At 56.2% G+C, this 19,149-nt stretch carries 35 protein-coding genes and 1 other RNA gene; 35 read left to right on the top strand and 1 reads right to left on the bottom strand.

From position 1 onward, the window contains the following. Nucleotides 1-7: 7 nt before the first annotated feature. From DW350_RS17485 to DW350_RS17600, 24 genes are all read left to right on the top strand, one after another. A complete protein-coding gene (locus tag DW350_RS17485; protein WP_115720166.1) occupies nt 8-280 on the top strand; it encodes a Kil protein family in 273 nt (90 codons plus the stop codon). Beyond that, nucleotides 277-501: a hypothetical protein gene (locus tag DW350_RS17490; protein ID WP_115720167.1), complete on the top strand. Its 225-nt coding sequence runs from the start codon at nt 277-279 to the stop codon at nt 499-501. The genes DW350_RS17485 and DW350_RS17490 overlap by 4 nt, the downstream gene beginning before the upstream one ends. Beyond that, a complete protein-coding gene (locus DW350_RS17495; protein ID WP_115720168.1) occupies nt 491-1,102 on the top strand; it encodes a DUF3164 family protein in 612 nt (203 codons plus the stop codon). Before DW350_RS17490 ends, DW350_RS17495 begins: the two co-directional genes overlap by 11 nt. Before the next feature lie 11 nt (nt 1,103-1,113). Beyond that, nucleotides 1,114-1,293, top strand: a complete 180-nt coding sequence (locus tag DW350_RS17500) for a hypothetical protein (RefSeq protein ID WP_115720169.1) — start codon at nt 1,114-1,116, stop codon at nt 1,291-1,293. Continuing rightward, nucleotides 1,292-1,356, top strand: an RNA gene (locus tag DW350_RS17505) — hammerhead ribozyme type II. Before DW350_RS17500 ends, DW350_RS17505 begins: the two co-directional genes overlap by 2 nt. A 7-nt stretch (nt 1,357-1,363) precedes the next feature. Continuing rightward, nucleotides 1,364-1,570, top strand: coding sequence for a hypothetical protein (locus DW350_RS17510; RefSeq protein WP_115720170.1), 207 nt, complete (start codon nt 1,364-1,366; stop codon nt 1,568-1,570). Next, nucleotides 1,567-1,803, top strand: coding sequence for a hypothetical protein (locus tag DW350_RS17515; RefSeq protein ID WP_152033009.1), 237 nt, complete (start codon nt 1,567-1,569; stop codon nt 1,801-1,803). The genes DW350_RS17510 and DW350_RS17515 overlap by 4 nt, the downstream gene beginning before the upstream one ends. Beyond that, entirely contained in the window at nt 1,800-2,108 is a 309-nt protein-coding gene (locus DW350_RS17520; protein ID WP_115720172.1) for a hypothetical protein, read from the top strand. The genes DW350_RS17515 and DW350_RS17520 overlap by 4 nt, the downstream gene beginning before the upstream one ends. Next, complete coding sequence (locus DW350_RS17525; RefSeq protein ID WP_115720173.1) at nt 2,101-2,544, top strand: hypothetical protein; 444 nt, start codon at nt 2,101-2,103, stop codon at nt 2,542-2,544. The genes DW350_RS17520 and DW350_RS17525 overlap by 8 nt, the downstream gene beginning before the upstream one ends. After that, nucleotides 2,534-3,115: a gp16 family protein gene (locus tag DW350_RS17530; protein WP_115720174.1), complete on the top strand. Its 582-nt coding sequence runs from the start codon at nt 2,534-2,536 to the stop codon at nt 3,113-3,115. The genes DW350_RS17525 and DW350_RS17530 overlap by 11 nt, the downstream gene beginning before the upstream one ends. Next, nucleotides 3,112-3,591, top strand: a complete 480-nt coding sequence (locus DW350_RS17535) for an HI_1489 N-terminal domain-containing protein (protein ID WP_115720175.1) — start codon at nt 3,112-3,114, stop codon at nt 3,589-3,591. The genes DW350_RS17530 and DW350_RS17535 overlap by 4 nt, the downstream gene beginning before the upstream one ends. Beyond that, complete coding sequence (locus tag DW350_RS17540) at nt 3,584-3,997, top strand: Mor transcription activator family protein (protein WP_115720176.1); 414 nt, start codon at nt 3,584-3,586, stop codon at nt 3,995-3,997. The genes DW350_RS17535 and DW350_RS17540 overlap by 8 nt, the downstream gene beginning before the upstream one ends. Before the next feature lie 59 nt (nt 3,998-4,056). Further along, complete coding sequence (locus DW350_RS17545) at nt 4,057-4,713, top strand: hypothetical protein (protein WP_115720177.1); 657 nt, start codon at nt 4,057-4,059, stop codon at nt 4,711-4,713. An 87-nt stretch (nt 4,714-4,800) separates the two neighbouring features. Then, nucleotides 4,801-5,226 carry a DUF5675 family protein gene (locus DW350_RS17550; RefSeq protein ID WP_226911352.1) on the top strand — a complete coding sequence of 142 codons (426 nt, stop codon included), beginning with the start codon at nt 4,801-4,803 and terminating at the stop codon, nt 5,224-5,226. Further along, nucleotides 5,226-5,486 carry a hypothetical protein gene (locus tag DW350_RS19920; protein WP_503487523.1) on the top strand — a complete coding sequence of 87 codons (261 nt, stop codon included), beginning with the start codon at nt 5,226-5,228 and terminating at the stop codon, nt 5,484-5,486. Before DW350_RS17550 ends, DW350_RS19920 begins: the two co-directional genes overlap by 1 nt. Beyond that, a complete protein-coding gene (locus DW350_RS17560; protein WP_115720180.1) occupies nt 5,443-5,688 on the top strand; it encodes a hypothetical protein in 246 nt (81 codons plus the stop codon). The genes DW350_RS19920 and DW350_RS17560 overlap by 44 nt, the downstream gene beginning before the upstream one ends. Further along, nucleotides 5,681-5,917, top strand: coding sequence for a TraR/DksA C4-type zinc finger protein (locus DW350_RS17565; protein WP_226911353.1), 237 nt, complete (start codon nt 5,681-5,683; stop codon nt 5,915-5,917). The genes DW350_RS17560 and DW350_RS17565 overlap by 8 nt, the downstream gene beginning before the upstream one ends. After that, nucleotides 5,904-6,212, top strand: a complete 309-nt coding sequence (locus tag DW350_RS17570; RefSeq protein ID WP_115720181.1) for a DUF2730 family protein — start codon at nt 5,904-5,906, stop codon at nt 6,210-6,212. The genes DW350_RS17565 and DW350_RS17570 overlap by 14 nt, the downstream gene beginning before the upstream one ends. After that, nucleotides 6,209-6,502: a VpaChn25_0724 family phage protein gene (locus tag DW350_RS17575; protein WP_115720182.1), complete on the top strand. Its 294-nt coding sequence runs from the start codon at nt 6,209-6,211 to the stop codon at nt 6,500-6,502. Before DW350_RS17570 ends, DW350_RS17575 begins: the two co-directional genes overlap by 4 nt. 3 nt (nt 6,503-6,505) lie before the next feature. Beyond that, nucleotides 6,506-7,081, top strand: coding sequence for a DUF3486 family protein (locus DW350_RS17580; RefSeq protein ID WP_115720183.1), 576 nt, complete (start codon nt 6,506-6,508; stop codon nt 7,079-7,081). Beyond that, nucleotides 7,081-7,266, top strand: coding sequence for a hypothetical protein (locus DW350_RS17585; RefSeq protein ID WP_115720184.1), 186 nt, complete (start codon nt 7,081-7,083; stop codon nt 7,264-7,266). The genes DW350_RS17580 and DW350_RS17585 overlap by 1 nt, the downstream gene beginning before the upstream one ends. Beyond that, nucleotides 7,253-8,905, top strand: coding sequence for a hypothetical protein (locus DW350_RS17590; RefSeq protein WP_115720185.1), 1,653 nt, complete (start codon nt 7,253-7,255; stop codon nt 8,903-8,905). The genes DW350_RS17585 and DW350_RS17590 overlap by 14 nt, the downstream gene beginning before the upstream one ends. Next, nucleotides 8,905-10,659 carry a DUF935 domain-containing protein gene (locus DW350_RS17595; protein WP_115720186.1) on the top strand — a complete coding sequence of 585 codons (1,755 nt, stop codon included), beginning with the start codon at nt 8,905-8,907 and terminating at the stop codon, nt 10,657-10,659. Before DW350_RS17590 ends, DW350_RS17595 begins: the two co-directional genes overlap by 1 nt. Beyond that, nucleotides 10,659-11,849 carry a PBECR2 nuclease fold domain-containing protein gene (locus DW350_RS17600; protein ID WP_115720187.1) on the top strand — a complete coding sequence of 397 codons (1,191 nt, stop codon included), beginning with the start codon at nt 10,659-10,661 and terminating at the stop codon, nt 11,847-11,849. The genes DW350_RS17595 and DW350_RS17600 overlap by 1 nt, the downstream gene beginning before the upstream one ends. Nucleotides 11,850-11,948: 99 nt before the next feature. Here DW350_RS17600 and DW350_RS17605 read toward each other — a convergent pair whose 3' ends face one another. After that, nucleotides 11,949-12,200, bottom strand: coding sequence for a hypothetical protein (locus DW350_RS17605; RefSeq protein ID WP_115720188.1), 252 nt, complete (start codon nt 12,198-12,200; stop codon nt 11,949-11,951). Between the two features lie 57 nt (nt 12,201-12,257). On the opposite strand from DW350_RS17605, the gene DW350_RS17610 reads away from it, so the two are divergent. The 11 genes from DW350_RS17610 to DW350_RS17660 all read left to right on the top strand — a co-directional run bounded on the left by DW350_RS17610 (nt 12,258) and on the right by DW350_RS17660 (nt 19,122). Next, the gene (locus tag DW350_RS17610; protein WP_115720189.1) at nt 12,258-12,725 is read left to right on the top strand and encodes a phage virion morphogenesis protein; all 468 of its coding nucleotides are present in this window, start codon (nt 12,258-12,260) and stop codon (nt 12,723-12,725) included. A 102-nt stretch (nt 12,726-12,827) separates the two neighbouring features. Continuing rightward, nucleotides 12,828-13,778, top strand: a complete 951-nt coding sequence (locus DW350_RS17615) for an LAPAL motif-containing putative phage structural protein (RefSeq protein ID WP_115720190.1) — start codon at nt 12,828-12,830, stop codon at nt 13,776-13,778. A 12-nt stretch (nt 13,779-13,790) separates the two neighbouring features. After that, the gene (locus DW350_RS17620; protein WP_115720191.1) at nt 13,791-14,042 is read left to right on the top strand and encodes a hypothetical protein; all 252 of its coding nucleotides are present in this window, start codon (nt 13,791-13,793) and stop codon (nt 14,040-14,042) included. After that, nucleotides 14,035-14,433, top strand: a complete 399-nt coding sequence (locus DW350_RS17625) for a hypothetical protein (protein ID WP_115720192.1) — start codon at nt 14,035-14,037, stop codon at nt 14,431-14,433. The genes DW350_RS17620 and DW350_RS17625 overlap by 8 nt, the downstream gene beginning before the upstream one ends. A gap of 72 nt (nt 14,434-14,505) precedes the next feature. Then, nucleotides 14,506-15,636 (top strand): phage protease, encoded by a 1,131-nt coding sequence (locus DW350_RS17630; RefSeq protein ID WP_226911354.1) that lies wholly within the window; start codon nt 14,506-14,508, stop codon nt 15,634-15,636. Further along, on the top strand, nt 15,636-16,541 hold the full coding sequence (locus DW350_RS17635) for a Mu-like prophage major head subunit gpT family protein (RefSeq protein WP_115720193.1): 906 nt from the start codon (nt 15,636-15,638) through the stop codon (nt 16,539-16,541). Before DW350_RS17630 ends, DW350_RS17635 begins: the two co-directional genes overlap by 1 nt. A gap of 65 nt (nt 16,542-16,606) precedes the next feature. Next, nucleotides 16,607-17,050, top strand: a complete 444-nt coding sequence (locus tag DW350_RS17640; RefSeq protein WP_115720194.1) for an HI1506-related protein — start codon at nt 16,607-16,609, stop codon at nt 17,048-17,050. A gap of 2 nt (nt 17,051-17,052) precedes the next feature. Next, entirely contained in the window at nt 17,053-17,469 is a 417-nt protein-coding gene (locus DW350_RS17645) for a gp436 family protein (protein WP_115720195.1), read from the top strand. Then, nucleotides 17,469-17,876: a phage tail terminator protein gene (locus DW350_RS17650; protein ID WP_115720196.1), complete on the top strand. Its 408-nt coding sequence runs from the start codon at nt 17,469-17,471 to the stop codon at nt 17,874-17,876. The genes DW350_RS17645 and DW350_RS17650 overlap by 1 nt, the downstream gene beginning before the upstream one ends. Next, entirely contained in the window at nt 17,869-18,780 is a 912-nt protein-coding gene (locus DW350_RS17655; protein ID WP_115720197.1) for a phage tail tube protein, read from the top strand. The genes DW350_RS17650 and DW350_RS17655 overlap by 8 nt, the downstream gene beginning before the upstream one ends. A 9-nt stretch (nt 18,781-18,789) precedes the next feature. After that, nucleotides 18,790-19,122, top strand: coding sequence for a hypothetical protein (locus tag DW350_RS17660; protein ID WP_115720198.1), 333 nt, complete (start codon nt 18,790-18,792; stop codon nt 19,120-19,122). The last annotated feature ends 27 nt before the right edge of the window (nt 19,123-19,149 follow it).

Here is a 19,149-nt window from a genome sequence, read left to right on the forward strand (position 1 = left end):
GCCTGACATGCAACCCAAAACCATAACCCCGCAAAACCAGGCGATTTGTGCACAGAGCCTAGCCCTGTCCAAAGCCTTGCAACGCCTTGCCAACCAAGGTGTGCAGATCATAACGGCAGCAATGGGCAACACCCGTCCAGTGATCACCGTGGCTAAGCCAGGTAAGAAGTTGACCGGCGAGGCCGTCAGCGTGAGAAGCAGCGCCAACGGGCGGCGCACTAACCAAATGGTGGCTCGTTACGCCGGGTGCATCGTGTGTTGGCAGGAGGAACGGGGATGAGCGTAAAGCTGGAAATGATCATCACGCGCAACGTAACCGCCAGTGGATCACACATCAACGTGGTGAAAAACAAGCTCACCCAGGGTGATGCCATGGAAGAGGCCTTTCATATGGAGCTGAGCTTGGAACTACGCGAGGCCGTTAAGCGAGCCACTGCCGTTGTCCAGCAAGCCGTTACCCAAACAGAACAGGAATTACAGGAGAAGCACCATGTCCACTAACACCCAAACCGGCTACCGCAAAAACGCCCTGGGCCACCTGGTACCCGAAGACCAGATCAAACCTATTGATGTGATCCGTGACGACCTGGTGATGCGCCTAGTGCAGCAGGCCCAGGCCGAGCAGCAGCGTCTTGCCGCCTTTAAGGCTGGCGCCATGGGTGAGATCGCCTCATTCGTTGAGCTGTCTGCCGAGCAGTACAACGTCAACTGGGGCGGCCGTAAGGGCAATGTCAGCCTCACCAGTTACGACGGTGAATACCAAGTGCAGCTGGCACAGGGCGAGCACCGCAAGTTTGACGAGCGCATTCAAGCCGCCAAAAGCCTGATTGACCAGTGCATCAGCGAGTGGTCAGAAGGCGCAAGCTCCGAGCTGCGGGCGCTGATTGACCACGCCTTTAGGGTCAACAAGGAAGGGCACATCGACGTTAATCAAGTGCTTTCCCTTCGCAAGCTTTCCATCGAACACCCCAAGTGGCTGGCCGCCATGGACGCCATTGCTGACTCCATCAACGTGGTGGGCACCAGCAGCTACCTGCGTCTGTACCAGCGGGATGAGCAAGGCCGGTACAAACAGCTTTCACTCGACATCGCCAAGCTCTAAGGAGAGACGCCATGACCCAAGAGATCCTTCAACTCGACCCCCGCATGAGTGCTGCCGACCTTGTGCGCGAGTGTATGCGAACCATCGGCCAGCAGGGCCGAGACGACATCACCCTGGATGTGCAGCTGGGCGGCATGACCCTGCGCCTTGATGTGCGACTGACCGAGCTGAACGGCGAGAAAGTCTCTTAAGCGAAACGCCCCTCCGGGGGCGTCTGCCGGGCGTGGTGGTCCGGTACTGATGAGCAACCGAGGAGAACCCATGAACGAACAAATGCACGGTTTGGTGACGGGCAGTGTCCAGCACATCACCAAGACCCTCAATACCCTGACCAAAGTCAGCCCGATGGATGCGGCGGTTAAAGCCACTGCGGCACTGCATTGCCTGCAAGGGCAGCCAGGCCAAGAGCAACGCCGCTTGGCGTTACTGAGTGCTGGCAAAGCCGCGCTGGAGGCAATGGCTAAATGAGGTATGTCGCAGCAGCCATGACCATGACCGCCAACGTGGTAGCCAAAAAAGGCCAGCCGGTGGTGGTGGAGTTGGGCGAGTGCGAAAGCCTAAGCGAAGCCGTAGCCAAAGGTGCCGAGCTACTGGGCGCCGTGGTGTTCGCTGATGTGCTGCTGCAACACGACCGTACAGGAACGAAGAACACTGTAATTAATAAGCGCTGGCTAGTGATGCCAGCAGGGAGAGTGGAATGAGCATTTCACAAAACAGAGCCATTGCTGAGCAGATGTTGGCTACCGGGAAATTTTATGGCTCTAAAGATTTGAAGACAGAATTTGGCGTTAGTGTCGAACGTGCCGCAACCATCCTGGGCGCCATTCGTCGCTGTAAATGTTACGCCGTTGAGGTTGTAGGTACCCCCAGGCACTACTTGGTTAAAGTGCTGGAGATAAAAGGCCCAACACTAACCTATGGCCACGCCGACCCAGAGTTAACACCGTTGCAAGCAGCCCGGTGGCAGTACGTAAACACTCAGGTTTTTGGGAGGGCCCATGGATAAGGCCATCACCAAAGAAAAATGGGCTGAGATCCAGGAGAACCTGGCCGGGTATTTTGCCGCTGTCGAGTTTAAGAACGGCGATACCAAAATCACGATCCGCCGAACTAATGTTGCAGAGGGCCGCACGGCGTTGGCGGTGTATGTGGATGGTTATATTCGGGGGGCATGGACCTTTCCCAATGGCAAAGAGTTCCGCGACGATATACCGCTGTATTGGCGAAAGCGCACCAGCGCTGCATTTTCACCAAAGAGAAAAGCCAACATTATCAAAAGGCTTGGGAAACGCCTGGCCCAAAAGACCTTTGGCGATTTAGATAAGGTGCTGGTCCATTACGATCCCCTGTTCAATACCGCTAAAACACTGGTTAGCCAGTACAAGAAAATCGACGGCTTAGAGTTGGTGTCTTGTGGCTTTGGGGGTACTGATGGCCACTAAACAGCAAATCCAACTGATACACATCGCCAAGTCGAAATTGGGCCTTGATGACGAGCTGTACCGACAGGTGCTGGCCAACCTTTGCGCCGGTAAAACCTCTAGCAAGCAACTGACCATTGAACAGGCTGATGCGGTGCTGGAGCACTTTAAAGAGAAAGGCTTTAAACCCACTGTTAAACCAGCTGTAAATGGCCGTCGAATGAGCCCTAAAGCGGGGAGTGGCAAGGTGGCTGAGGCCGATAAAATCCGGGCTATCTGGATCACCATGAGCCAGCAAGGTTTTGTGCGTGACAGCTCAGAAACAGCGCTCGACAAATTTGTGGCCAAGGTGACGGGTGTTGCGCATGTGGGGTGGCTAAAAACCAACAGCGCCGCCCAGGCGCTGGAAGCGCTAAAGAAATGGCACGCCCGCAAAATGGAGCAAGCACTGGCCCCGCATTGGGGGGAGTTTGCTCAAAGCCGCCTTTATATCACCTTGGATGATTACCGGCGACTTGGTCACCCTGTTCACGGCGGGCGATGGTATGAGGCCTTGTGCGCCCTGTACCGCAAGCACCAGGAGGCGAAATGAAGCTGAGCCGCTGCCCGGTGTGCAAGTCAAACTTGCACCTTGACGCCATGGTGAGCGATGAAGCCACCCGCGAGCTGCTGGCCTTTGTGGTCAAACTGCCGCAACGGCTGGGCCAGGCGCTGGTGCAATACATTGCCCTGTTTCGCCCAGAAAAAAGCGACCTCTCAAACAGCCGCGCCCTGCGGCTAATGCAAGAGGCCATGGCGTTAACCTGCAATGAAACCCAGCTGCGCGACGCGCTGGAGAGCACAGTGGCCAGCCTCTTTAAAAAACGCAGCGAGCACGGCTGGCAGCCGCTGACTAACCACCAGTATTTAAAAAAGGTGCTGGATACCATGCCATCTGCGCCCGCCGCTGTAGCGCCTGAGATCAAGCATAAAAGCTTGGAGATACGCAGCAGCCACTCACTGAGTAAAGAACAGAACGACGCACTCTTTAACGAGCAAATGGCACGATTTGGAGGCAAACATGGCTGAGCAACAACTGGACATGATGGGCACCGACTTGGACCAAATTCTGACGCACCTGGACCAGCTAAGCGACAGTGAGGTAAAGAAGCTATGGCCACAAACGCTGGTGAATCTGGTTGAAATTTTTGAAGGCGCTTTTAAGCGCCAAGGACTTGCCGAAGCCTCTGCCCGTTCCTTGGCTAAGGTGGCTGTTGTTAGCCAGGCCCATTATATGGGTGGGCGGCAATTCTACTTACCTAAAGACGACCGCTTAAAAACGGCCCTTCGTAACATTGATATTTGGAATAAATTCAACGGGCGGAATATAGACCAATTGATAAACGAATATGGTCTAACCCGCCCGCAGTTAGCCAGCATCATTAAAGAACAGCGAGCATTACAGACCGCAAAAGTACAGATGCAACTGTTGTAGAAGTGTTGGTTATTGTTGGGTAAATTGGCGATGTTCAAGGATGAGGAAAAGGGCAAAAAATGAAAAAGAACTTGTTGATGGCCACCACCGTGTTGTTGGCAGGTTGTGCCGCAGCACCCCATAACTACCAGCCGGTAAAACAGCCTTTTAGCTTCCCAGCCGTGGGTAGCGTGGAGACAGTACAGGTTGGCCAGGCGATGCTAAAGCAAGGCGTTGCTGCCAAAAGTGAGGCCATCCACCTCGACAGCGAACAGGTAGCAGGCCGTTATACCTTGTTGGCTGGCAGCTACCCTAAAATTGGCGAAGACGACCAGAACGACTATTACTCAGCAATGACCGTTGATGGTCGTTACATCACCTTTGGCATGTTTGATCTGGCAGCCCCAACGGCATCATTCCGCATCGATAAGCAGACCGGCAAGGTCTGTATTTACCGACCTGAAGATACGGTGCCTTGTGGCAAAGTGAATTACACAAAAGAAGTAGTAAACGCACCCAACTCAGGGGGAGTTGAACAGTCGTTGATTTACGAAGGCAAGGCCAATAATCACCTAAAAATGACATATCGAGAAATAGGGAAATCAGGCAGAAGTCTTGTTAGTAATGCTATTTATGACTTGTCAGACAGCAAGGTCATTGGGTACAAAGGCGCAGAAATCGAAGTGATTGAAGCAACAAATACCAGTATAAAGTACCGACTAATTAGCCAGTTTTGATCATCAAAAATTAAGTAACCTCTTACATCCCACGCCATATACCCCATTAAACAAACTGGGCTCTCACACACAGAGCCCAGTTTGTTTATGTCATCCAAAACTTTCACGCTTCGCCGCCGCTATTTTGAGCATGGCACCTTTGGTGAGCTGGTCGACAACAGCGGCAACCGCCTTGCGGTTACTGTTGAATGCCCCTGGCTGAACAATAAGCCAGGCAAAAGCTGCATCCCCGAGGGAGCCTACACCCTGGCCCCTCATAACAGCCCCAGTAAAGGCCTTTGCCTGGCTATCTCTGGCCCCTCGCTTGGGGTCACGGTAAACGGCCCCAGTTTGCGTACCCACTGCCTTATCCACGTTGCCAACAAGGCCAGCGAACTTGAGGGCTGCATTGCTCCGGGTGAGCGCTTTGGCGTGGTGAGTAATGAATGGGCGGTGCTCAACAGCCGCAACACCTTGGACAAGGTGATGGCCGCCGTTGGCTTGGAAGCCACCCTGGTTGTGCGGGGGCAATGATGGGCGCCAACTGGCAGTGGTCATTTGCCAAGGGGCGGAGCGACCGACTGGCAGCCGAGCTGCGCCACTACCACACCGGGGAGCCTATCGGGCACCCCGGTTTGCATAGCCATGACGGCACCATGCAAAACCAATATTGCGAAGGCTGGGCCAGCCCCTCTCCCGTTGATATCTACCAGCACATTTACACACCGACCCACCCAAGGAAAAACAGCCATGAACGTCAAACTGATCATCGACCTGCTGCTCGCAGCCGGTAAAAACATTGTTGCCGCCCTTATCACCAAAAAAATGGTGCTGTGGGCATTAGAACGCTATGCCGCCAGTACCAAAACCAAGGTCGATGACTTTGCTGTGCAGCTGGTTGAAGGTGGCCTAGAGGCCGACACCGCCAAGATCCAGACTGCCGTGCAGGGACTAAGTAACGCCTGGCTGGAAGAAAAGGATGCAACGCATGCCTGATCTGTTTGACCGGGCTAGCGAGCTTGAAGAGCAGCAGCGCCAACGGGCGCTGTCTGCGCATGCCACCATGCACCAGCCCGCCCAGGACAAAGACGCCCAAGGCCGGGTGTGGTGCATTGACTGTGGCGAGCAAGTGTCACCTAAGCGGCTGGTGCTGTTGCCGAATGCGCCGCGCTGTGTGGATTGCCAGAAAATCGCCGAGCTAAGGAGCCGCCATGGCATGGCTTAACCCGGAGTGGTTACCCCTTTACATCGCAGTTGCCAGCCTGTTGGTAAGCGGCATTTTGGCCATGCTGCAACTGACCTTTGCTAAACGGCAGGAGCTGAACGATCTGGCACGAATGGTCGATGGCCTAGAACGGCGCATTGAAGACATGCCCAGCCAGCGCGACTTGCACGAGCTGAGCATTAAAATTGCCGACCTTAATGGCCAGATACAGGGCATTGCCCCGGCACTTAAACGCATGGAGCGCATCGGCGATCTGTTATTGGAAAACGAGTTAAAAGGGGGTGACCGCAAATGATGGCCCAACTACTGCTGGAGCATCAGCGACTGGTGATTTTGCGCCTGTTGCATGAGGCAAGTGGCATGGATTTGAACGAGTCCATCTTGCAAGACGGCCTTGACGCTTACGGCCTGAACATCAGCCGCGACAACCTGCGGGTACAGCTGGCCTGGTTGGAAGAACAAGGCCAGCTGAGCTTGGCGCCAGTAGGCCGTTCGCAAGTAGCCAGGCTCACTGTGCGCGGCGAAGACACCGCCATGGGACGTGCCCGCGTGCCGGGCATTAAGCGCCCCAGCGCCGGAGACTAACCCATGAGCGACAAAACCACCCGAGGGCGGCGCTCTAAAGTAGACCTACTGCCGGAGGATATCCGCCGCGAACTGGACGGCATGCTGCGCGACGGCCGCTTGAGCCAAGTAGAGATACTGGAGGCGGTTAACGAGCTTATCGAGCAGTCAAAGCTGCCAGAAGACATGCAGCTCAGTCGCCCTGGCCTTAACCGCTACGCCAGCAAAATGGAGGCGGTGGGCAAAAGCTTGCGGGAAATGCGCGAGATCACCCAGGTATGGACAGCAGAGCTTGGCAACAAGCCCACCGGCGAGGTGACCAAGCTCATTCTTGAAATGGCCCGTAGCCAACTGTTTAAGGCGCTTTTAAACGAGTCTGAAGGGGGCGAGGTTGCCGACGTGGGCATGATTAAAGACGCCATGCTGGCCGTCCAGCGCCTCGAATCTGCCGCCATGCAAAGCCACAAGCGCGAGAAAGAGATCCGCCAGGCCTACGCCGAAGAAGCCGCCGCCGCCGTCAGTGAAGAATTGCGGGGCGAAGACGGTATGAGCGAGCAGCTCGAAGACCGTATCCGCCAAATTCTGCTGGGGAAAGCGTGATGAAACTCGACCTGCTGCTGGCCCTGGTCTCGCAACTGGTGCTGATCCTGGTGCTGTTGGCGGTGACCATCAAGGCCCAGGCTTGGCTGTTGGTGGGCTTGGCGCTGTGGCTGCTGGTATCAGTGCTGCAACTTGGGTGGCGGATCTACGCAACCGAAAAGGGAAAAGAAGATGGCCACCAATAAGCTACATCTCACTGCCACCAGCCAGCCACGCAAAATTAACCTGGCCGAAGAGCTGGAGCTGGCTGGGGTGGAGGTGCCAGAGGACATGGCCGCCGCCCAACCGGCCAACGAGCCGGTTTTTTTACCCTACCAGCAGCGCTGGTTCGAGGACGAATCCCAGGTGATGATCGCCGAGAAGTCACGCCGCACCGGCCTGACTTGGGCCGAGGCGGGGCGCAATGTGATCAACGCCGCCAAGCCGCGCCGCCGGGGCGGCTGCAATACGTTTTACGTTGGCAGCAAAAAAGAGATGGCACTGGAATACATCGCCGCTGCCGCGCTCTTTGCCAAGGCATTCAACAGCCTGGCCGAAGCCGATGTGTACGAGCAAACTTTTTGGGACAGTGCCAAGAAAGAAGAGATCCTGACGTACATGATCCGCTTTCCCAAAACGGGGCGGAAAATTCAGGCGCTCAGCTCTCGCCCGTCAAACCTTCGCGGCCTGCAAGGGGATGTGGTTATCGATGAGGCCGCATTCCATGAAAGCCTCGAAGAACTACTAAAAGCCGCCCTGGCTCTCACCATGTGGGGTAACAAGGTACGGCTTATCAGCACCCACAATGGCGTTGATAACCCCTTTAACACCTACATCAACGACGCCCGCGAAGGCCGCAAAGACTACAGCGTACACCGCATCACCTTGGACGATGCCATCAAGGATGGGCTCTATAAGCGCATCTGCTACGTCACCGGCCAAGAGTGGACCCTGTCGGGCGAGGTGAAATGGCGGGAAAACCTTTACAAGAACGCTCCCAACAGCGAGTGCGCCGACGAAGAGTACGGTTGTGTGCCCCGCAAGTCGGGCGGTAGTTACATCAGCCGGGTGCTGATAGAAGCCGCCATGGTTGCTGACCATTCCGTGCCAGTGCTGCGCTTTGAGGCCCCCGATGACTTCATGGGCTGGACGCCAACCATGCGTGAGGCCTCGGTGAAAGACTGGTGCGAGCAGCTCTTGGAACCGCTGCTGGCCGCGCTCAACCCAGAGCACCGCCACAGCTTTGGCGAGGACTTTGCCCGGCGTGGCGACTTAACCGTATTTGTGCCGCTTGCCATTAAACCAGACCTTCGCAAGCGGGTGCCCTTTGCCGTTGAGCTGCGCAACGTAACCTACGAGCAGCAGCGCCAGGTGATGTTCTACATCTGCGACCGCCTGCCGCGCCTAATGGGCTTGGCTTTCGATGCCACCGGCAACGGCGGTTATCTCGCCGAGCAAGCGGCGCTCAAATACGGCATTGAAATGGTCGACCAGGTAAACCTTAGCCAAGCCTGGTACCACGAATGGATGCCCAAGCTTAAAGGCGAGTTTGAAGCCTTCAACCTGGAGCTACCGCGCCACCAGTCGGTGCTTGATGACGTGCAGCACATCAAGCTGGTAAACGGCATTCCCGGCATCGACAAGGGCCGTAAAGACGATGTGCAAGCCAAGGGCAAAGGTAAGCGCCATGGCGATTTTGCCGTGGGCCTTTGTATGGCCGTGCGCGCCTCTTACATGGACGGGGGCACCATCGAATTTACCGCACTACCCGCATCAGCCAGCCGGTGGGATGAAACCAGCCCACAGGCCAGTGATGACTACGTATCAATCAAAGGGGGCTGGTAATGTCCATCGACAAAATCAAGGCCCGCCTGGGCCGCAATAGCCAGGCACTGACAACCCAGCAGACCGACACCGCCCAGGTTGGCTTTGTGCGCCGTGAGTGGGTAGAGCACCCCACCAGTGGCCTGACCCCTGCGCGGTTGGCCGAGATCATGCGTGATGCTGAAATAGGCCGCCTGACAGACCAGCTAGACCTGGCCGACGATATCGAGGAAAAAGACGCCCATGTGATGGCGGAGCTGGCCAAGCGCAAGAACGCGCTGCTGGGTAAAAACTGGCTGATTAAGACCCCACCCAATGCTAGCGATGCAGAGCAGCGCGATGCCGACATGGTGAACGAGGTACTGAACTCGCTACCCGAGTTTGAAGACCTCGTGCTCGATATGGGCGATGCGATCCTGCGCGGCATGAACAACAGCCAGATCACCTGGGCTCGCGATGGCCAGCTGTATTACCCGGCCAAACTAGAGACCATTCCGGCGCGGCGCTTTACCGTTGACGAAGACAATCCCAACACCGTGCTGCTACGCCTTGATGGTGGCCTGTCTGCCCCGCTGTGGAAGTGGGGCTGGGTGCAACATAGCCACAAAGCCAAGAGCGGCTACATCGCCCGCGCCGGGCTTATCCGGGTGCTTGCCTGGCCGTTCCTGTTTAAGAACTACAGCGTGCGGGACTTGGCCGAATTCCTGGAGATTTACGGCCTGCCGCTGCGCCTGGGTAAATACCCCACTGGCGCTAGCGACACTGAAAAATCAACCCTGCTGCGGGCCATTATGAGCATTGGCCACAATGCCGGTGGCATCATCCCCAAGGGTATGGATATCGAGTTCCAGGAAGCGGCCAAGGGCGCCAGCGACCCCTACATGGCGATGATGGACTGGGCCGAACGTAGCCAGTCCAAGGCGATTTTGGGCGGCACGCTAACCAGCCAGGCGGATGGCAAGTCCAGCACCAACGCCCTGGGTAACGTGCACAACGAAGTGCGCGAAGAGCTGGTGGCGGCTGACCTTCGCCAAATTGCCAGCACCTTAACTCGCGACCTGGTGTTGCCGCTGCTTGAGCTGAACGGTAAGGGCGACTACCACAACCCACGCCGCCGCCTGCGCCTGGAGTTTGACACCCAGCAACCGGAGGACATGACCGCCTTTGCCGCAGCCTTACCGCCTCTTGTGCAGATGGGCACGAAGATCCCGGCCAACTGGGTTAACGACAAATTGAAAATCCCGGTCCCCAAAGACGGCGAGGCAGTATTGGGGATGGTGCAAACCAGCCTGCCTGGGCAAGAGGCTGCACCAGCAGGCAAGGCCGACTCAGTGCAACAAACAGCCCTGAATGGGGCGCAAATCACCAGTTTGAGCGAAATCATCCAGCAGGTGCAAAGCGGCACACTCGACACCCAACGGGCCAAGGCGCTTATCAAGGCCGGGTTCCCCGCCATTGATGACGCCGCCATCAACAACCTGTTGGGCCTGAATGCGGCAGTGCTGAGCTTTGCCGCCCTCAAAGCCCAGCCAAAGCCGCAAGACCAACTGGCCGGACTGACGGCAACACTGGCCAACAGCGCGGGGCGGCAACTGGACGATGACGTGGCCGCTATAGCCGCATTGGTCGACAAGGCCGAAAGCTGGGATGACGTAGAGCGGGCGCTCATAGAGGCATACAAAGACCAAGGAGCGGCGGCCCTTGCTGGCATCATGCAGCAGGCGATGGCTGCGGCGCAGCTTGCCGGGCGCTACGACGTGGAGCTGGGCAACTGATGGCAGAGTACGGCGGTGTCCAGTTCCAGCAGGCCATTGACTGGTTCAAAGGCAAGCTCAATATGCCCACGGCGGCGTGGGATGACATATGGGGCGCCATGCACACCCGCGCCTTTGTTGTAGCCGGTGCGCAAAAAGCCGATCTGTTAACCGACCTGCGCCGCGCCATGACCAGCGCAATTGAAGATGGCACCACGTTAAACACCTTTAAAAGCCAGTTTAAAGACATCGTGGCCAAACACGGTTGGGAGCATACCGGCAACGCCGACTGGCGGGCGCGGATCATCTACGACACCAACCTGCGCCAAAGCTACAACGCTGGCCGCTGGCAGCAGCTGCAAAGCTTCGACTATTGGGAGTACCGCCACGGCAACAGCGAGAGCCCGCGCCCTGACCACCTCGCCTGGAATGGCAAGCTGTTGCCTAAAACCAGCGCGTGGTGGCGGACCCACTTCCCACAAAATGGCTGGGGCTGTACCTGCTTCGTGCGCGGCTATACCAGCGCCCAGGTAAAACGCCGGGGCTTAACGGTGGCCGATGAGCCGGCACTAGAAACCTGGGACTACACCAACAAGAAAACCGGTGAGGTGATCAAGGTGCCCAAGGGTATCGATGCCGGTTTTGACTACTCGCCCGGCGAAGCCACCTTTGGGCGCCAACTTTCGGATGATGCCATGGCCCAGTGGCAGGCTGCCAAGGGGGATGCCTGGCAGAGCCTTACTCCTGGGAACTGGCAAACTGCCGGGCGCCCCGAGAGGCTACCTGTGACCACGACAGACACCGCATTGGCTGAACGGGTGCAAAGCAAAGCCGAGCTGCTGTCGCTGACGAAAAATGTATTGGGCGGCGCGGAGCGGGTATTCGACAAAGCACCGGTACCGGTGTACGTGAACGCTGAAACCTTGGCCGAGCATATCGATATTGCCCGCGCCCCAATGCTGCCCCTACTGCCGGAACTTATCGAGACCCCTGCCGAGGTCTGGGCCGCGTTTGAGCAACACAAAGGCACCGGCCAGGTACAACTGCGCTGGCGTTTTATCAGCATGGTCAAAGCCGGGAAATACCAGGGGCAGCTACTGGTGGCGCAGGTGGCCAGGGGAATGCTCGAAGCGTGGACCTTTATTCCGGTTAAGCAGCTTAACTACATCAACAAGCAGCGCCAGGGGATCTTGGTACACGGTGGGGAATAGGATCTCGCAGCAGCGCCAGCACTGCGGACAACAGTTAGCGGGTATAGAGCTGGGCCTCACCCGTAACCACTTTAGTTCTTGAGGTAACAGTATGGCAGATTAAAAGTGCGTTTTACCAGAGGCGATAACGTTTCCATCTAGGTCATATTTCTTCCAACCTTGGGTGGTACGTTGCGGAGGGTAAATGCTCATATGGTGGTATGAATGGTATCGAGCGACAACCTCTCCGCTTGGGGTAACTTCATCATAGTAATCGTCGTCGTTATCCATGCCTTTTTTTTGTGTTCTTTTGGTATCGCTTATAACCAGTGAGTTGCCTTCACCAATTTGCAGTTCTTCTGGATATGACATTTCGGACTCCTGCCGTGTAATGGAGATAAAGTTATAACAAAGAATTGAGGTTATTAAATGGCCGGTACTCATATCACCATCAGCCCGCAAGGGTTTGAGCAAGCAACCAATCTTTTTCATGAGCTAGCCAAGCGCGGCAATAACCTGGAACCGGCAATGGCTGCTATCGGCGAGTACCTGGTGGGCAGCAACCAGGACCGTATCGCGGCCGGAGTCGATGACGAAGGCAAAGCCTTTACGCCGCTGAGCAAGGTCACCAAAGAGCGCAAGGCCAAGAACAAAGACAAGGTGCTCATTGAGAATGGCTACCTCTTTAACCTGGTCTACCAGGCAACGGCAGATGCCATGCAAATGGGTACCGATAGAGTGCAAGGCGCGATGCTCTATTACGGCGGCACACGGGACAAGTACCCCAGCCTGTGGGGTGACATTCCGGCAAGGCACTTTATCGGCATCAGCTCCGACGACAGGGACGAGGTGATGGCGATTATCAATGACTACCTCAGCGACGCTGAGAGCGCCTAAGAGGTGCTAGTGGCTACCGAGTTATGGACGAAAGGGCTTTAAACGCACACAGGGCGATTTGAAGCGGGTTTAAATCGGGTGTGTTGGTGGCTTGGCGTTGACATGAACCACTATATCTCTCAATATTTCGCGCGGAATTTAAACAAGGATGCCCCGGTGACGAATCCCTCTTCTTACAAGTTTGATATTGTCTACGACGCTCAGAATGGCGATTTCTCTAGACATGTCATGAGTGCTAAACAGCTTGGTGAAGCTATAACGGCAATGTCTGGCCTGATTGAAGATGCCAGCGAATTGTTGAACCCACATGAAGAGGCTCCTGTAGTTCGTGTGACCGCACCGGCTAAAGAAGGGTCATTTGCTGTTAGCTTTGAGTTGGCTTGGATGACGGCTGGACATGCTATTGAGATTTTGCGCTACCTTGGGATCGGTGGTGTAGCATCCACTATCGTCGGTGGGTCACTTTGGGAGGTCAGCCGTAGACTTGGCGACAAGAACATTATCAATGTGGAAACCACGAAAGATAGCGACCAAGCGACTATCCAAGTTGATGGTGCAGATATCATGTGCGAAGAAAATGTCGCTCTGCTGGCAACCAACCCGAAAATTCGAGCACATATTGCCAAGTTGGTATCTGCTCCGTTGCAGGAAAAGAACGCTCCGGTATTCAAAATTGTTAGTGAACAGAACACGCTGGTGGAACTAAAAGACCAACAAGTGACAGAACTGGTTCCCATGCCTCCCAGAACCAAGCTCGCCGACGATGTTTCAGTTGAATCGGTCAATGTTCGTTTTCCCCAGGTTAACTTCAACGGGCCTAAGGGCTGGAAGATGGAGCTGCACGGTAAGGAGCATACTGTCACTATGGATGATGAAGCCTTCCTAGAGCAGGTGAAAGCCAACGAAAAGAGCTTCAGCAAGGAAGACCTCTTTGAGGTGGATCTAGAAATTACCGAAGCGCACTACGCGCAGGCGAAGATAGCCAAAAAGACATCCTATGCTATCAAAAAGGTGACTCGGCACAGGACCAGTAACGACCGCAAGATCATCTGAATGGAGGTCTAGGTGGAAAATCAATGGATAGAAGGGATGCTGTGGATTGGCGTGCTGTTGTTGTTGCCAAGACTACTGACTGTGGTTCGTGTAGCTGCCAAGCAAATCATTTACCGCATATGGCCGGTTAGAGATGTGCGAATAGAGCATCGAGAAAACGGGCAGCTTATTGGTTCGGTAGACATCAAGTTGGATAGCAAAGACCCCCTTGTCAGGCAATTGGCAACATTGCGTAAGGATGCAAGGGGGCGCCGACATGTCTGAACAAAAGCAGAGTAAAGGCTCGACTGCCGCATCCATTGGCGGAGTTGGTGGCATCGGTGTGATTTTAACGGCCATTTTAAATGGCATGGTAAAAGATGAGCAGTCGAAACTTGTTTTAGGAGCTGCCGTTCCTTTTGCTGCTGCCTTTTTGAATCATCTGTTAGCCATATTTATTGCATATTTTGGTGGTCTGACACCGGAACAAATTACCACTGCTGCACGCTTCAACAGAGATAAGAGAAGGCTCAAAAAAGCACTGCAGGATCCACTGCTTTCTGAAGAAGCAAAAAGGCAGGCCCAACAAGATTACGACCAAACAGTGTTAAATGAGGCCAATCTTGGCAAAACACTGCAGCCAGTTAAGCCAGCGCCAGGACAACCACGGCCATAAAATAAAGCGTCACTACTGTATTTTAAGCAACCCCTTACATCCCACCCCTAAACCCTCGGGCCATCATGGCCCATGAAAAAACGCCCCTTTACAGCCGCTGTTGCGGCGCTCAGTAAACAGTCCAGCAATGTGGTGCTGGGCCTGGCGGCTTGCACCCTCTCCCAGCAAGGCAATGCCAGCGTTCAGTTGCTACCGGATGGGCCGTTCAAGGCTAAGGATGGCCGCCCTAATGATGTGCCTGGCGGCCAGTGGCTGCTTGATGCTGCCGCCTGGCAAATGCTGAAGGCTGATGCCGCCGAGCGTACCAACGATTACCACTTCGACTACGAACACCAAACCCTGCGTACTGCCGACAACGGCCAGCCAGCCCCAGCTGCGGGCTGGATAAAACCGGCTGCGCTTCGCTATGAGCCGGGCCAGGGCCTATTTGCCGACAACGTGCAGTGGACCCCAAAAGCCGAGCAGATGATTGGCGACGGCGAGTACCGCTACATCAGTGCCGTATTTGCCTACGACAAAGCCACCGGCAGGCCGCAGCAGCTGTTGCATGTGGCACTCACCAACAATCCTGCCGTTGACGGCATGAAGGCCATTGCCGCGCTCACCGCCCAAACTCCCACCCTGCAACCACCACCAGGAGACAGTGCCATGAATGAGGCCCTGAAAAAGCTACTGGCGGCGCTTGGTATCAGCATTGATGGCGTTGACCTCAATGATGCCGAAGCCGCCCAGGGGCTTGTTGATAAGGCCCTGAGTGCCATTAAAGGCATGACGGACCAAAGCGCCAGCGACAAGCAAGCCGTTGCTGACCTTACCGCCAAGCTGGAAAGCGGCATCGACCATTCCCAGTACGTGCCCGTTGGCGTGTACCAGGAGCTGCTGGCCAAGCTCAAAGACACCGCCACCCATGCCGGTACCGCCGCCCTGACCGCTGCCATCGAGCAAGCCGAAAAGGAAGGCCGCATCTATGGCGCCAAAGACCGCGCTTGGCTGGAAGGTGTCGGTAAGAACCAGGGCCTGGCGGCACTGACCGCCCAGCTTGATGGCCGCCCGGCTATCGCCGCGCTCACCGCAACCCAAACCACTGCCAAGCCCCAGCATGATGATAAAGGCCTGGCTGCACTCACTGCCGAAGACAAAGAGGTGGCCAAGTTGCTTGGCATCACCGAGGAAGACTTCGCCAAGCAAAAAGGGGCTAAGTAATGATCGTCACTCCTGCCGCTCTTACCGCACTGATGACCGGCTTTCGGGCCGACTTTGAGGCGGGTAAAACCCTGGCTGAAAGCCAGTATTTGCAAATTGCCACCGAGGTGCCCAGCACCAGTAAATCAACCACCTATGGCTGGCTGGGTAAATTCCCTGCCTTTCGTGAGTGGGTCGGTGATCGGGTTATCAATGATATGGCTGCGTCAAGCTACGCCATCGAGAACAAGCCGTTTGAATCGACCGTTGGTGTTGACCGCGACGACATCGAAGACGACAACATCGGCGTTTATAAGCCGCTGATGCAGGAAATGGGCCGGGCCTCTAAGGTCTTCCCTGACGAACTGGTATTTCCGCTGCTTGATGCTGGTGTCAACACCGCCTGTTACGACGGCCAGAACTTCTTTGACGCCGACCACCCGGTATACCCCAACGCCGATGGCACCGGGGACGCTGTTAGCGTCAGTAACTACAACGACAACGGCGGTACGCCGGGTGCTTTGTGGTTCTTGCTCGATACCACCCGTGCGCTCAAACCCTTCATCTACCAGAACCGCCGCTCCATGCAGTTCATGCAGATGAACAAGGCCGACGACGAGCAGGTGTTTACCTCCAAAACCTTCCGCTTTGGCGTCGATTGCCGTGCCAACGCCGGTTACGCATTTTGGCAGATGGCCTACGCCAGCGGCCAGGAACTGACTGCTGACAACATCTGGGCGGCGATGAGTGCGATGCGAAACTTTAAAGCCGACGGCGGCAAGCCACTCGGCATTAAACCCAACCTGCTGGTGGTGCGCGGTACCCAGCAACAAGCGGCGGAGGAAGCCCTTAAGGCCAACCTCACCGGCGGCGGCTCCAACACCTTGAACGGCAAGCTCAAGATCGTTGTTGCTGACTGGCTCTAATCCGCACTGCAACACACAGGGTGCCGCCCGGCACCCTGTGAACCAAACAACGGAGTAACCATGCTATGTCCAAAACGACTCTTTACGCCGCGCTGGTGGTTGCCAGTATCGCTCACGATGGCTATCGCCGCGCTGGCCTGGGCTTTAAAAAGGGCGATAACACCTTTACCGATCTGCCACTCACCGATGCGCAATTGGCCGCCATCGAAGCCGACCCGCGCCTGTCTATCAAAAAGACTGAGGCAAAACCTACCGATGCAAAAGCGGGCGGGTCCGTGGACGCTTCGGATGTGGGCGACCCTGTAACCTTCAGCAACGAAGACGGCTTTATCGCCGGAGTCGTTGACCACAACGGCAAGCAGATCGCGCTGGCCGATATGACTGCAAAAGACCTCAAAGCCATCGCCAAAGACCTGGACGTTGAAGGCTATTCCAAGCTGGGCAAAGACGCCTTGGTTGATGCCATTCAGGCGGTAAAGGTCCAGGCCACTGACGGGACTGAGGCCTAACCATGTACGCGGCCCTGGCAGACATGCAGGCCCGGTTCGGTGAGGTCGAGTTAATCGACCTCACCGACCGCACCGGTACCGGTGCCATTGATCAGACGGTGCTTGATAACGCCCTGGATGACGCCGCCGCCACCATCGACGGCTACCTGGGTGCTCGCTATCCGCTACCGCTGGCAACCGTTCCGGCGGTGCTGACCCGTGTGGCCTGCGATCTGGCCCGTTACTACTTGTACGACGAACGCGCCACCGAGGCGGTGACCAAGCGCCATGACGATGCCCTGAAGATGCTGCGCTCAATTGGTGACGGCACCGTCACGCTCGGTTTGCCCGACGCGCAAACCCCCGAGGGCAGCAACACCAGCACCATCGAGAGCGCGGGCAGCGTATGGGGCCGGGCCAACAGCAAGGGGTTTGTCTGATGGCACTGGCGCAACGGGTGATTGACCGGCTCAAAAGCAGTTTTGACGACGTAGAGGGCTTGCTGGCCCTGGCGGAATATCAAGACCGCAATTTGGCCAAGCCCAAAATCTTTGTCATCGAGCTGAGCGAGCAGCCTGGCCAGGTTGTTGATGGCACCGGCCTTTGGCGCCAGAACGTAACCGTGACCATTGGCGTATTGCTGGTGGTACCGGCTCGCAATAAAGCCAGACCCGATATCAGCGACGAGCGCCAATTGATACGCCAGGCGCTCTTTGGCTGGTCAGCCAGTAGCGACTTTGAGCCCATGGCAATGGCCGGTGGCCAGTTGCAACCCTCCCGGCCCGGCATCGCTGCATGGCTGGACAAATTCACAGCTGAGTACACAGAGGACGCCCACCATGCGTAAGACACGAAAAAAGGTGCTGCTGTTTGCCGCCGAAACCGCCTACGGCGTCGACGCTATCGACGCAGGCGAAACCGCCACCGCCCTGCTGGGGCGCAATGTCACCATCACCCCCATGGCCGGTGACAACACCTCACTGGACTACGACGACGGCACCTTGGGCAATAGCCCGGAAGTGGCCACCGAGATTTATGGCACCGTTGAGGTTGAGGTTGACTGGGCCGGTTCCGGTGCTGCCGGTACCGCCACCAAATATGCCCCATTGTTGTTGTCCTGCCTGCGTGGCCAAAACATCACGGCTGATACCAGCGTGGCTCATGCCATTGATGACACCAGTGAAGCCAGTCAAACCCTGTATTTTCATTACGACGGCGTGCTGCATGCACTACTGGGTGCCCGTGGCACTTTTAAACTCAATGCCACGGCCAAACAGTTCCCGACCTTGACCTTTACCTTCACCGGCTTGTTTGTGAAACCCACGGTGGCGGTGATGCCTGCCGCCGATTTTGAGGGATGGGAGACGCCGCTAAAAGTCGGGGTGGAGTATTCGGCGTGCACTTTAGGCGGGCAGGCCGTCAAGCTCATCAGCTTGGACTACGACCAAGCCAACACCGTCAACCATGCCGAGTATGTAGGGTTTGAAGAGGTGCAAATCACCGACTTTGCACCCACCAGCAAAATCGTCTTGGAAGCGGCAAGCTTGGGTGAATTTGACCCCTTTACCGCCGCCAAAGACGGTACCGAAATGGCCTTTGAATTTACCCACGGCGTGGCCGGTAACCAGGTGAGCTGGGCGTCTAGCCGCGTGCAATTGGGCCGCCCCACCTATGGCGACCAAGACGGCACGCTGACCTATGAAATCCCGCTGATCCCCATTAGCAACGTCGACACACTGACCAACGCTTAAGGAGCCCTGATGTTCACCTTCGTTAAAACTCGCATTGTAAAAAACTGGCCTGCGGTGGCCCGCGTTGCCACCGACGACGGCGAGGTTATTGAGGCGGCATTCGCCCTCGACCTTGAGCTGGTCAAGGAAGAGCAGTACAGGAGCCTGGTGCAAGGCGGTGATGCGGCTGTTGTGACTGGCCTGGTGAAAGGCTTCTCCGGCATCAAAGACGAGAGCGGCAAAGAGTTGGCGTTTAACGCCAAGAACATGGCCGCTCTGGCTACCGACCCCGCTTTTGTGCGAGCGGTGCTGCGTGCCTACAACGGTGCCATTAACGGCGAGGCGGCCCGAAAAAACTCATAGACGCGATAGAAGCGGCGCTTAATGAAG

Source organism: Gallaecimonas mangrovi, assembly GCF_003367375.1.
GTDB lineage: Bacteria > Pseudomonadota > Gammaproteobacteria > Enterobacterales > Gallaecimonadaceae > Gallaecimonas > Gallaecimonas mangrovi.

Excerpts from the sequence above, each read along its gene's own strand:
- DW350_RS17650 (WP_115720196.1), top strand. The coding sequence starts at position 17,469 with ATGGCACTGGCGCAACGGGTGATTGACCGGCTCAAAAGCAGTTTTGAC.
- DW350_RS17500 (WP_115720169.1), top strand. The coding sequence starts at position 1,114 with ATGACCCAAGAGATCCTTCAACTCGACCCCCGCATGAGTGCTGCCGAC.
- DW350_RS17610 (WP_115720189.1), top strand. The coding sequence starts at position 12,258 with ATGGCCGGTACTCATATCACCATCAGCCCGCAAGGGTTTGAGCAAGCA.
- DW350_RS17595 (WP_115720186.1), top strand. The coding sequence starts at position 8,905 with ATGTCCATCGACAAAATCAAGGCCCGCCTGGGCCGCAATAGCCAGGCA.
- DW350_RS17585 (WP_115720184.1), top strand. The coding sequence starts at position 7,081 with ATGAAACTCGACCTGCTGCTGGCCCTGGTCTCGCAACTGGTGCTGATC.
- DW350_RS17565 (WP_226911353.1), top strand. The coding sequence starts at position 5,681 with ATGCCTGATCTGTTTGACCGGGCTAGCGAGCTTGAAGAGCAGCAGCGC.
- DW350_RS17580 (WP_115720183.1), top strand. The coding sequence starts at position 6,506 with ATGAGCGACAAAACCACCCGAGGGCGGCGCTCTAAAGTAGACCTACTG.
- DW350_RS17520 (WP_115720172.1), top strand. The coding sequence starts at position 1,800 with ATGAGCATTTCACAAAACAGAGCCATTGCTGAGCAGATGTTGGCTACC.
- DW350_RS17645 (WP_115720195.1), top strand. The coding sequence starts at position 17,053 with ATGTACGCGGCCCTGGCAGACATGCAGGCCCGGTTCGGTGAGGTCGAG.
- DW350_RS17605 (WP_115720188.1), bottom strand. The coding sequence starts at position 12,200 with ATGTCATATCCAGAAGAACTGCAAATTGGTGAAGGCAACTCACTGGTT.
- DW350_RS17570 (WP_115720181.1), top strand. The coding sequence starts at position 5,904 with ATGGCATGGCTTAACCCGGAGTGGTTACCCCTTTACATCGCAGTTGCC.
- DW350_RS17615 (WP_115720190.1), top strand. The coding sequence starts at position 12,828 with ATGAACCACTATATCTCTCAATATTTCGCGCGGAATTTAAACAAGGAT.
- DW350_RS17495 (WP_115720168.1), top strand. The coding sequence starts at position 491 with ATGTCCACTAACACCCAAACCGGCTACCGCAAAAACGCCCTGGGCCAC.
- DW350_RS17640 (WP_115720194.1), top strand. The coding sequence starts at position 16,607 with ATGTCCAAAACGACTCTTTACGCCGCGCTGGTGGTTGCCAGTATCGCT.
- DW350_RS17545 (WP_115720177.1), top strand. The coding sequence starts at position 4,057 with ATGAAAAAGAACTTGTTGATGGCCACCACCGTGTTGTTGGCAGGTTGT.
- DW350_RS17590 (WP_115720185.1), top strand. The coding sequence starts at position 7,253 with ATGGCCACCAATAAGCTACATCTCACTGCCACCAGCCAGCCACGCAAA.
- DW350_RS17630 (WP_226911354.1), top strand. The coding sequence starts at position 14,506 with ATGAAAAAACGCCCCTTTACAGCCGCTGTTGCGGCGCTCAGTAAACAG.
- DW350_RS17560 (WP_115720180.1), top strand. The coding sequence starts at position 5,443 with ATGAACGTCAAACTGATCATCGACCTGCTGCTCGCAGCCGGTAAAAAC.
- DW350_RS17575 (WP_115720182.1), top strand. The coding sequence starts at position 6,209 with ATGATGGCCCAACTACTGCTGGAGCATCAGCGACTGGTGATTTTGCGC.
- DW350_RS17485 (WP_115720166.1), top strand. The coding sequence starts at position 8 with ATGCAACCCAAAACCATAACCCCGCAAAACCAGGCGATTTGTGCACAG.
- DW350_RS17530 (WP_115720174.1), top strand. The coding sequence starts at position 2,534 with ATGGCCACTAAACAGCAAATCCAACTGATACACATCGCCAAGTCGAAA.
- DW350_RS17540 (WP_115720176.1), top strand. The coding sequence starts at position 3,584 with ATGGCTGAGCAACAACTGGACATGATGGGCACCGACTTGGACCAAATT.
- DW350_RS19920 (WP_503487523.1), top strand. The coding sequence starts at position 5,226 with ATGGGCGCCAACTGGCAGTGGTCATTTGCCAAGGGGCGGAGCGACCGA.
- DW350_RS17510 (WP_115720170.1), top strand. The coding sequence starts at position 1,364 with ATGAACGAACAAATGCACGGTTTGGTGACGGGCAGTGTCCAGCACATC.
- DW350_RS17515 (WP_152033009.1), top strand. The coding sequence starts at position 1,567 with ATGAGGTATGTCGCAGCAGCCATGACCATGACCGCCAACGTGGTAGCC.
- DW350_RS17490 (WP_115720167.1), top strand. The coding sequence starts at position 277 with ATGAGCGTAAAGCTGGAAATGATCATCACGCGCAACGTAACCGCCAGT.
- DW350_RS17525 (WP_115720173.1), top strand. The coding sequence starts at position 2,101 with ATGGATAAGGCCATCACCAAAGAAAAATGGGCTGAGATCCAGGAGAAC.
- DW350_RS17635 (WP_115720193.1), top strand. The coding sequence starts at position 15,636 with ATGATCGTCACTCCTGCCGCTCTTACCGCACTGATGACCGGCTTTCGG.
- DW350_RS17600 (WP_115720187.1), top strand. The coding sequence starts at position 10,659 with ATGGCAGAGTACGGCGGTGTCCAGTTCCAGCAGGCCATTGACTGGTTC.
- DW350_RS17660 (WP_115720198.1), top strand. The coding sequence starts at position 18,790 with ATGTTCACCTTCGTTAAAACTCGCATTGTAAAAAACTGGCCTGCGGTG.
- DW350_RS17625 (WP_115720192.1), top strand. The coding sequence starts at position 14,035 with ATGTCTGAACAAAAGCAGAGTAAAGGCTCGACTGCCGCATCCATTGGC.
- DW350_RS17655 (WP_115720197.1), top strand. The coding sequence starts at position 17,869 with ATGCGTAAGACACGAAAAAAGGTGCTGCTGTTTGCCGCCGAAACCGCC.
- DW350_RS17550 (WP_226911352.1), top strand. The coding sequence starts at position 4,801 with ATGTCATCCAAAACTTTCACGCTTCGCCGCCGCTATTTTGAGCATGGC.
- DW350_RS17535 (WP_115720175.1), top strand. The coding sequence starts at position 3,112 with ATGAAGCTGAGCCGCTGCCCGGTGTGCAAGTCAAACTTGCACCTTGAC.